The following is an 8371-nucleotide window of genomic DNA, read 5'->3' on the forward strand; positions in this document are numbered from 1 at the left end:
TCGTCCGGCCGGGCGAAGCCCTGGCCGCCCCCGCACGGGAGGTGCGCGCATGACCGCCCTCGCTCAACTCGCGGACGCACAGCGCAGCGTCCTCGCTGCCGAAGACCTGTCCATGTTCGGGACGGACCCCTGGTGGCTCGTCGCGATCAAGGCCGTCTTCTGCTTCGCCTTCCTCATGGTCACCGTGCTCTTCTCCATCGTGTGGGAGCGCAAGGTCGTCGCCTGGATGCAGCTGCGCATCGGGCCCAACCGGCACGGACCCTGGGGTCTCCTCCAGTCCCTCGCGGACGGCATCAAGCTGATGCTCAAGGAGGACGTCGTCGTCAAGCGCGCCGACAAGGTCGTCTACATCCTCGCGCCGATCATCGCCGCCGCCCCCGCGTTCATGGCCATCGCCGTGATCCCCTTCGGCCCGGCCGGCAACGAGGTCTCGATCTTCGGCCACCGCACCACGATGCAGCTCACGGACCTGCCGATCGCCATGCTGTACGTCCTGGCCATCGCCTCCGTCGGCATCTACGGCATCGTGCTCGCCGGCTGGTCCTCCGGCTCCACGTACCCGCTCCTCGGCGGCCTGCGCTCCTGCGCGCAGATGATCTCCTACGAGATCGCCATGGGCGCCGCGTTCGCCTCCGTCTTCCTCTACTCCGGGTCGATGTCGACCTCGGCGATCGTCGAGGCGCAGGCGGACCGCTGGTTCATCGTCCTGCTGCCGGTCTCGTTCATCATCTACGTCGTCACGATGGTCGGCGAGACCAACCGCGCCCCGTTCGACATGCCGGAGTCGGAGGGCGACCTCGTCGGCGGCTTCAACACCGAGTACTCGTCCATCAAGTTCGCGATGTTCATGCTCGCCGAGTACGTGAACATGGTGACGGTCTCCGCCGTGTCCGTGACGCTCTTCCTCGGCGGCTGGCGTGCCCCGTACCCGATCTCCACCTTCTGGGAGGGCGCGAACCACGGCTGGTGGCCGATGCTCTGGTTCGTCCTCAAGGTGCAGCTGCTGCTCTTCTTCTTCATCTGGCTCCGCGGCACCCTGCCCCGCGTCCGCTACGACCAGTTGATGAAGCTCGGCTGGAAGGTCCTCATCCCGGTCTCGGTGCTCTGGCTGATGCTGGTCGCCACCGTCCGCGCCCTGCGCAACGAGAACGTCGGCTTCCAGAACATCGTGCTGTACGTCGCCGGCGCCGTCATCGCCGTCCTGCTCCTCTCCTTCGTCGCCGACATGTTCCGCGACCGGAAGGCCAAGGCCGCCGAGGTCGAGGACGAGCCCCCGTTCGACCCGATGGCCGGCGGATTCCCCGTACCGCCCAAGCCCGGACAGTCCCTGCCGCCCGTACCGCGGCGCAGGCCCCGGCACGACCGGGACCTCGTTGTCAGTGGTGGCCCCGATACTGCTACTGCGAGTGATGGAAAGGAGACGGACGGTGTCTGATTTCCAGAATCCGGTGGCCGGCTTCGGCGTGACCTTCAAGGCCATGTTCAAGAAGCGGCTGACCGAGCAGTACCCGGAGCAGCAGAAGACGACGGCGCCGCGCTTCCACGGCCGGCACCAGCTCAACCGTCACCCCGACGGCCTCGAGAAGTGCGTCGGCTGCGAGCTGTGCGCCTGGGCCTGCCCCGCGGACGCCATCTACGTGGAGGGCGCGGACAACACCGACGAGGAGCGCTACTCCCCGGGCGAGCGGTACGGCGTCGTCTACCAGATCAACTACGCCCGCTGCATCCTGTGCGGGCTGTGCATCGAGGCCTGCCCCACGCGGGCGCTGACGATGACGAACGAGTTCGAACTGGCCGACTCCTCCCGCGAGAACCTGATCTACACCAAGGAGCAGCTCCTCGCCGGCCTGGAGGAGGGCATGGTCGACTCCCCGCACGCCATCTACCCGGGGATGGACGAGCAGGACTACTACCGGGGCCTGGTCACCGAGGCCGCGCCCGGCACCGTCCGTCAGGTCGCCACCTCCAAGGGGGAGAAGGGCGAGCCGGAAGAGGTGGACGCATGAGCGCCAACCTCGCGGCGTACGCGACCTCGGGCGGCGAGGCCTTCCAGTTCTGGGTCCTCGGCACCGTCGCCGTCATCGGCGCCCTGTGCACGGTCCTGATGAAGAAGGCGATGCACAGCGCCCTCTGTCTGGCCGGCACGATGATCATCCTGGCGGTCTTCTACCTCGCCAACGGCGCGTACTTCCTCGGCATCGTCCAGATCGTCGTCTACACCGGCGCGATCATGATGCTCTTCCTCTTCATCGTCATGCTGGTCGGTGTCACGGCCGCGGACTCGCTGAAGGAGACCATCAAGGGGCAGCGCTGGTGGGCCGCGGCCTGCGGGCTCGGCTTCGGCATCCTGCTGATCGCCGGCATCGGCCAGGCGTCCCTGACGGAGTTCAACGGACTGGGCGCGGCCAACGGCGCGTACGGCGGAAACGTCGAGGGCCTCGCCGCCCTCATCTTCACCAAGTACGTCTTCGCCTTCGAGATCACCGGCGCGCTGCTCATCACCGCGGCCGTCGGCGCGATGGTGCTCACCCACCGCGAGCGCACCGAGCGGGCCCGCACCCAGCGCGAGCTGTCCGAGCAGCGGGTGCGCGAGGGCACGCACGTGCCGCCGCTGCCCGCGCCGGGTGTCTACGCCCGGCACAACGCGGTGGACATCGCCGGTCTGCTGCCCGACGGCACCCCCGCCGAGCTGACCGTGATGCAGACGCTGCGCAAGCGCGGCCAGGTCCGCGACGTGTCCAGCGAGGCGCTGGCGGACCTGAAGGCGCTGGAGCAGCGCTCCGAGGAGCGGCTCGGCCGGGACCGGGACGAGCTCGACCGGGACGAAGAGGAGGCCACGCGGTGAACCCCGTCAACTATCTGTACCTCGCCGCCCTGTTGTTCACCATCGGAGCGGCCGGGGTCCTGATCCGGCGGAACGCGATCGTGGTCTTCATGTGCGTCGAGCTGATGCTCAACGCCTGCAACCTCGCGTTCGTCGCCTTCTCCCGGATGCACGGCAATCTCGACGGCCAGATCATCGCCTTCTTCACGATGGTCGTCGCCGCCGCGGAGGTCGTGGTCGGGCTCGCGATCATCGTGTCGCTGTTCCGTTCCCGCCACTCGGCCTCGGTCGACGACGCCAGCCTGATGAAGCTGTGAGGGGCTGAATCGTGGAGAATCTGATTGCGCTGCTCATCGCGGCGCCTCTGCTGGGAGCGGCCGTCCTGCTGTGCGGCGGGCGGCGCCTGGACAAGGTCGGGCCCCTGCTCGGCACGGTGCTCGCGGCCGTCTCCTTCGTCATCGGCGTGGTGCTCTTCGCCGACATGCTCGGCAAGCCCGTCGACGACCGGGCCATGTTCCAGAACCTGTACACCTGGATCCCCGTCGAGAGCTTCCAGGCGCAGATGGCCTTCCAGCTCGACCAGCTGTCGATGACGTTCGTACTGCTGATCACCGGTGTGGGCTCGCTCATCCACGTGTACTCGATCGGGTACATGGAGCACGACGAGCGCAAGCGCCGCTTCTTCGGCTATCTGAACCTGTTCCTCGCGGCGATGCTGCTCCTCGTCCTCGCCGACAACTACCTGCTGCTCTACTTCGGCTGGGAGGGCGTCGGCCTCGCCTCGTACCTCCTGATCGGCTTCTGGCAGCACAAGCCCACCGCGGCCACCGCCGCGAAGAAGGCCTTCCTGGTCAACCGGGTCGGCGACATGGGTCTGTCGATCGCCGTCATGATCATGTTCACCACCTTCGGGACCTTCACCTTCGGGCCGGTCCTGGAGGCGACCGGTGAGGCGTCCGAGGGGACGCTGACGGCGATCGCCCTGATGCTCCTCCTCGCCGCCTGCGGCAAGTCGGCCCAGGTGCCGCTGCAGTCCTGGCTCGGGGACGCGATGGAGGGCCCGACCCCGGTCTCGGCCCTCATCCACGCGGCCACCATGGTCACCGCCGGTGTCTATCTGATCGTCCGCTCCGCCGACATCTTCAACGCCTCCCCGGATGCCCAGCTCGTGGTCGTCGTGGTCGGCGCGGTCACGCTCCTCTTCGGTGCGATCGTCGGTTGCGCGAAGGACGACATCAAGAAGGCGCTGGCCGGCTCGACGATGTCGCAGATCGGCTACATGATCCTGGCGGCGGGCCTCGGCCCCATCGGCTACGTCTTCGCGATCATGCACCTGGTGACGCACGGCTTCTTCAAGGCCGGGCTCTTCCTCGGTGCCGGTTCGGTCATGCACGGCATGAACGACGAGGTGGACATGCGCCGTTACGGCGGCCTGCGGAAGTACATGCCGATCACCTTCGTCACCTTCGGCCTCGGCTATCTCGCGATCATCGGCTTCCCGGGCCTGTCCGGCTTCTTCTCCAAGGACAAGATCATCGAGGCGGCCTTCGCCAAGGGTGGCACCGAAGGCTGGATCCTCGGCGCGGTCACGCTGCTCGGCGCGGCCATCACGGCGTTCTACATGACGCGCGTGATGCTGATGACCTTCTTCGGCGAGAAGCGCTGGCAGGCGGACGAACAGGGCGAGATGCCGCACCCGCACGAGTCGCCGAGGGTGATGACGGTCCCGATGATCCTGCTGGCCGTCGGATCCGTGGCCGCGGGTGGCTTCTTCAGCATCGGCGACCGGTTCGTGAACTGGCTGAAGCCGGTGACCGAGTTCGAGCACGGCCACCCGCCGATCAGCGCCGGGGCCATCACCTCCGCCACGGTCGCGGTCATGGTGATCGGCGTCGGGCTCGCGTACCTCCAGTACGGACGCAGGCCCGTCCCGGTCACCGCCCCGCGCGGCTCGCTGCTCACCCGGGCCGCCCGCCGCGACCTGCTCCAGGACGACTTCAACCACGCCGTCTTCGTCACGGGCGGCACGCACCTCACCCGCTCGCTCGTCTACGTCGACCACACCCTGGTCGACGGGGTGGTCAACGGCACCGCGGCCTCGGTCGGGGGCCTGTCCGGCCGGCTGCGCAAGCTGCAGAACGGCTACGCCCGCACGTATGCGGTCTCCATGTTCGGAGGTACGGCGGTGCTGATCGCCGCGACCCTGCTGATGAGGGCGGTGTAACTGCCATGTCGCAAGTAGTGAACGCAGGGTTCCCGATCCTGACGGCGACGGCAGCGGTGCCGGCGGTCGGTGCGATCCTCACCGCCGCCGTCCCCGCCGCCCGTCGCGCCGCCGCCAAATGGCTGGCGCTGACCGTCTCGCTCGTCACACTCGTCCTCGCCGTGGTCGTCCTCGTGGACTTCGAACCCGGCGGCGACCGGTACCAGTTCGTCGAGTCCTACTCCTGGATCAAGGACTTCGGGGTCCGTTACGAACTGGGCGTGGACGGCATCGGGGTGGCGCTGATCGCGCTCACCGCGCTGCTGATCCCCTTCGTCATCCTGGCCGGCTGGCACGACGCCGACCCCCTGGAGACGAAGTCCACGCGCTGGCGGCCGACCCAGGGCTTCTTCGCCCTGATCCTGATGGTCGAGGCGATGGTGATCCTCTCCTTCGAGGCCACCGACGTCTTCCTCTTCTACATCCTGTTCGAAGCCATGCTCATCCCGATGTACTTCCTCATCGGCGGCTTCGGCGACCGCGCCCACGCGGGCTCGGACGAGAACGCGGCGGCCCAGCGCTCCTACGCGGCCGTCAAGTTCCTGCTCTACAACCTCGTCGGCGGACTGATCATGCTGGCCGCCGTCATCGGGCTCTACGTGGTCGCGGGGAACTTCTCCCTGACCGAGATCGCCGCCGCCCGCGCCGACGGCTCGCTCGAGATGGCGACCAACACCGAACGGCTGCTGTTCCTCGGCTTCTTCTTCGCCTTCGCGGTGAAGGCGCCGCTGTGGCCGCTGCACACCTGGCTGCCGAACGCGATGGGGGAGGCGACCGCCCCGGTCGCCGTGCTCATCACGGCGGTCGTCGACAAGGTCGGCACGTTCGCGATGCTCCGCTTCTGCCTCCAGCTCTTCCCGGAGGCCAGCAAGTGGGCGACCCCGGTGATCATCGCGCTCGCCCTGGTCAGCATCGTGTACGGGGCGCTGCTCGCGGTCGGCCAGCGGGACATCAAGCGCCTGGTCGCGTACGCCTCGATCTCGCACTTCGGCTTCATCATCATGGGCATCTTCGCGATGACCACCCAGGGCCAGAGCGGCGCGACGCTGTACATGGTCAACCACGGGATCTCGACGGCCGCGCTGATGCTGGTGGCCGGCTTCCTGATCTCCCGGCGCGGCTCGCGGCTCATCGCCGACTACGGCGGTGTGCAGAAGGTCGCCCCGGTGCTCGCCGGCACCTTCCTGATCGGCGGTCTTGCCACCCTCTCGCTGCCGGGCCTCGCGCCCTTCGTCAGTGAGTTCCTGGTCCTGGTCGGCACGTACGCCCGGTACCCGGTGGCGGGCATCATCGCCACCACCGGCATCGTCCTCGCCGCGCTCTACACCCTCGTCCTGTACCAGCGGACGATGACGGGCCCGGTGAAGACCGAGGAGGTCCGGACGATGCCGGACCTGCGGGTGCGGGAACTGGTCGTGGTCGCCCCGCTGATCGCCCTGCTGATCCTCCTCGGGGTGTTCCCGAAGCCGCTGACGGACATCGTCAACCCGGCCGTCAGCCACACCATGTCAGACGTCCAGCAGAGTGACCCCCAGCCCACCGTTCCTCTCCAAACCGTGGAGGCCAAGTGAGTGCGATGGCTGTCCACAGCCTGTGGACGACGGCCGCGGAGCCCGTGAGCAAGATCCCCGCGCCCCACATCGAGTACGTCCAGCTCTCGCCCGTCCTCATCGTGGTCGGCGCCGCAGTCCTCAGCGTCCTCGCCGAGGCCTTCGTGCCCCGCAAGGGCCGCTACCACGCTCAGGTGTTCCTCACCGTGCTCGCGCTGGTCGCCGCCTTCGCGGCGGTCGTCGGCCTCGCGGCCGGCGGCTACGGCTCCACCAAGGCCCACATCGCGGCCATGGGCGCGATCGCCGTGGACGGGCCGGCGCTCTTCCTGCAGGGGACCATCCTGCTGGCCTCGATCGTCGCGGTCTTCACCTTCGCCGAGCGCCGGCTCGACCCCGCCGACAACGGCCACAAGGTCGACTCCTTCGCCGCCGAGGCCGCCGCCGTTCCCGGCAGCGACCAGGAGAAAGCGGCGGTCAAGGCCGGGTTCACCACCACCGAGGTGTTCCCGCTGGTGCTGTTCGCCATCGCCGGCATGCTCGTCTTCCCCGCCGCCAACGACCTCCTGACGCTCTTCATCGCCCTGGAGGTCTTCTCCCTCCCGCTCTACCTGCTCTGCGCCGTCGCCCGCCGCAAGCGGCTGATGTCGCAGGAGGCGGCGGTCAAGTACTTCCTCCTCGGAGCCTTCTCCTCGGCGTTCCTGCTCTTCGGGATCGCCCTGCTCTACGGCTACGCGGGCTCCGTCTCGTACGCCACCATCGCGAACGTCGTCGACGGCTCGGTCGCCTCGGTCGACCCGGCCCTCGCCCAGACCATGGGCAACGACGTCCTGCTGCTCATCGGCTTCGCCCTGGTCCTCATGGGCCTGCTGTTCAAGGTCGGCGCCGTGCCGTTCCACATGTGGACCCCGGACGTCTACCAGGGCGCGCCGACCCCCGTCACCGGCTTCATGGCGGCCGCGACGAAGGTCGCCGCGTTCGGCGCGCTGCTGCGCCTGCTGTACGTGGTGCTGCCGGGCCTCACCTGGGACTGGCGGCCGGTCATGTGGGGCGTCGCCATCGTCACCATGCTGGGCGGCGCGATCGTCGCGATCACCCAGACCGACATCAAGCGGCTCCTCGCGTACTCGTCCATCGCACACGCCGGCTTCCTGCTGGCCGGTGTCATCGCCGCCACGCCCACCGGCATCTCGTCCGTGCTCTTCTACCTGGGCGCGTACTCCTTCGTGACGATCGGCGCGTTCGCGGTCGTCACGCTGGTCCGGGACGCGGGCGGCGAGGCGACGCACCTGTCCAAGTGGGCGGGTCTGGGCCGCCGTTCGCCGCTGGTGGCGGCGGTCTTCGCGGTCTTCCTGCTCGCCTTCGCCGGCATCCCGTTGACCTCCGGCTTCTCCGGCAAGTTCGCGGTCTTCACGGCGGCGGCGGAGGGCGGCGCGGGCGCGCTGGTCGTGGTCGGCGTCGTCTCGTCGGCGATCGCCGCGTTCTTCTACATCCGGGTGATCGTGCTGATGTTCTTCAGCGAGCCGAAGGCGGACGGCCCCACGGTCGCCGTGCCCTCGGGCTTCACGGCGGCCACGATCACGGTCGGTGTGGTCGTGACGCTGGTGCTCGGCGTCGCGCCGCAGTACTTCCTGGACCTGGCGAGCCAGGCGGGCGTCTTCGTGCGGTAGCGGCTCCGTACGCCCAGGGCCCGGTCTCCTCCCGTACGGGAGGAGAACGGGGCCAGGGGGGTGTTAG

Annotated in this window: 7 protein-coding genes; all 7 read left to right on the top strand. The window is 68.5% G+C overall.

Annotated features, from left to right (window positions below; all coding sequences use genetic code 11):
• The first annotated feature begins 49 nt into the window (after positions 1-49).
• Genes nuoH through nuoN form a run of 7 tightly spaced genes read left to right on the top strand, consistent with a single transcriptional unit; the run spans position 50 to position 8304 of the window.
• Positions 50-1435 carry an NADH-quinone oxidoreductase subunit NuoH gene (gene nuoH, locus ACFV9D_RS30990; RefSeq protein WP_385153517.1) on the top strand — a complete coding sequence of 462 codons (1386 nt, stop codon included), beginning with the start codon at positions 50-52 and terminating at the stop codon, positions 1433-1435.
• On the top strand, positions 1410-2006 hold the full coding sequence (gene nuoI, locus ACFV9D_RS30995; RefSeq protein WP_385153520.1) for an NADH-quinone oxidoreductase subunit NuoI: 597 nt from the start codon (positions 1410-1412) through the stop codon (positions 2004-2006). The genes nuoH and nuoI overlap by 26 nt, the downstream gene beginning before the upstream one ends.
• Positions 2003-2845 (top strand): NADH-quinone oxidoreductase subunit J, encoded by an 843-nt coding sequence (locus tag ACFV9D_RS31000; protein WP_385153523.1) that lies wholly within the window; start codon positions 2003-2005, stop codon positions 2843-2845. The genes nuoI and ACFV9D_RS31000 overlap by 4 nt, the downstream gene beginning before the upstream one ends.
• On the top strand, positions 2842-3141 hold the full coding sequence (gene nuoK / locus ACFV9D_RS31005; protein ID WP_069927518.1) for an NADH-quinone oxidoreductase subunit NuoK: 300 nt from the start codon (positions 2842-2844) through the stop codon (positions 3139-3141). The genes ACFV9D_RS31000 and nuoK overlap by 4 nt, the downstream gene beginning before the upstream one ends.
• Positions 3142-3152: 11 nt before the next feature.
• The gene (gene nuoL, locus ACFV9D_RS31010) at positions 3153-5048 is read left to right on the top strand and encodes an NADH-quinone oxidoreductase subunit L (RefSeq protein WP_385153526.1); all 1896 of its coding nucleotides are present in this window, start codon (positions 3153-3155) and stop codon (positions 5046-5048) included.
• Between the two features lie 5 nt (positions 5049-5053).
• Positions 5054-6658, top strand: a complete 1605-nt coding sequence (locus ACFV9D_RS31015; RefSeq protein ID WP_385153529.1) for an NADH-quinone oxidoreductase subunit M — start codon at positions 5054-5056, stop codon at positions 6656-6658.
• Positions 6655-8304 (top strand): NADH-quinone oxidoreductase subunit NuoN, encoded by a 1650-nt coding sequence (nuoN, locus tag ACFV9D_RS31020; RefSeq protein WP_385153531.1) that lies wholly within the window; start codon positions 6655-6657, stop codon positions 8302-8304. Before ACFV9D_RS31015 ends, nuoN begins: the two co-directional genes overlap by 4 nt.
• The last annotated feature ends 67 nt before the right edge of the window (positions 8305-8371 follow it).

The sequence above is a fragment of the Streptomyces sp. NPDC059875 genome (assembly GCF_042731085.1).
Lineage (GTDB): Bacteria > Actinomycetota > Actinomycetes > Streptomycetales > Streptomycetaceae > Streptomyces.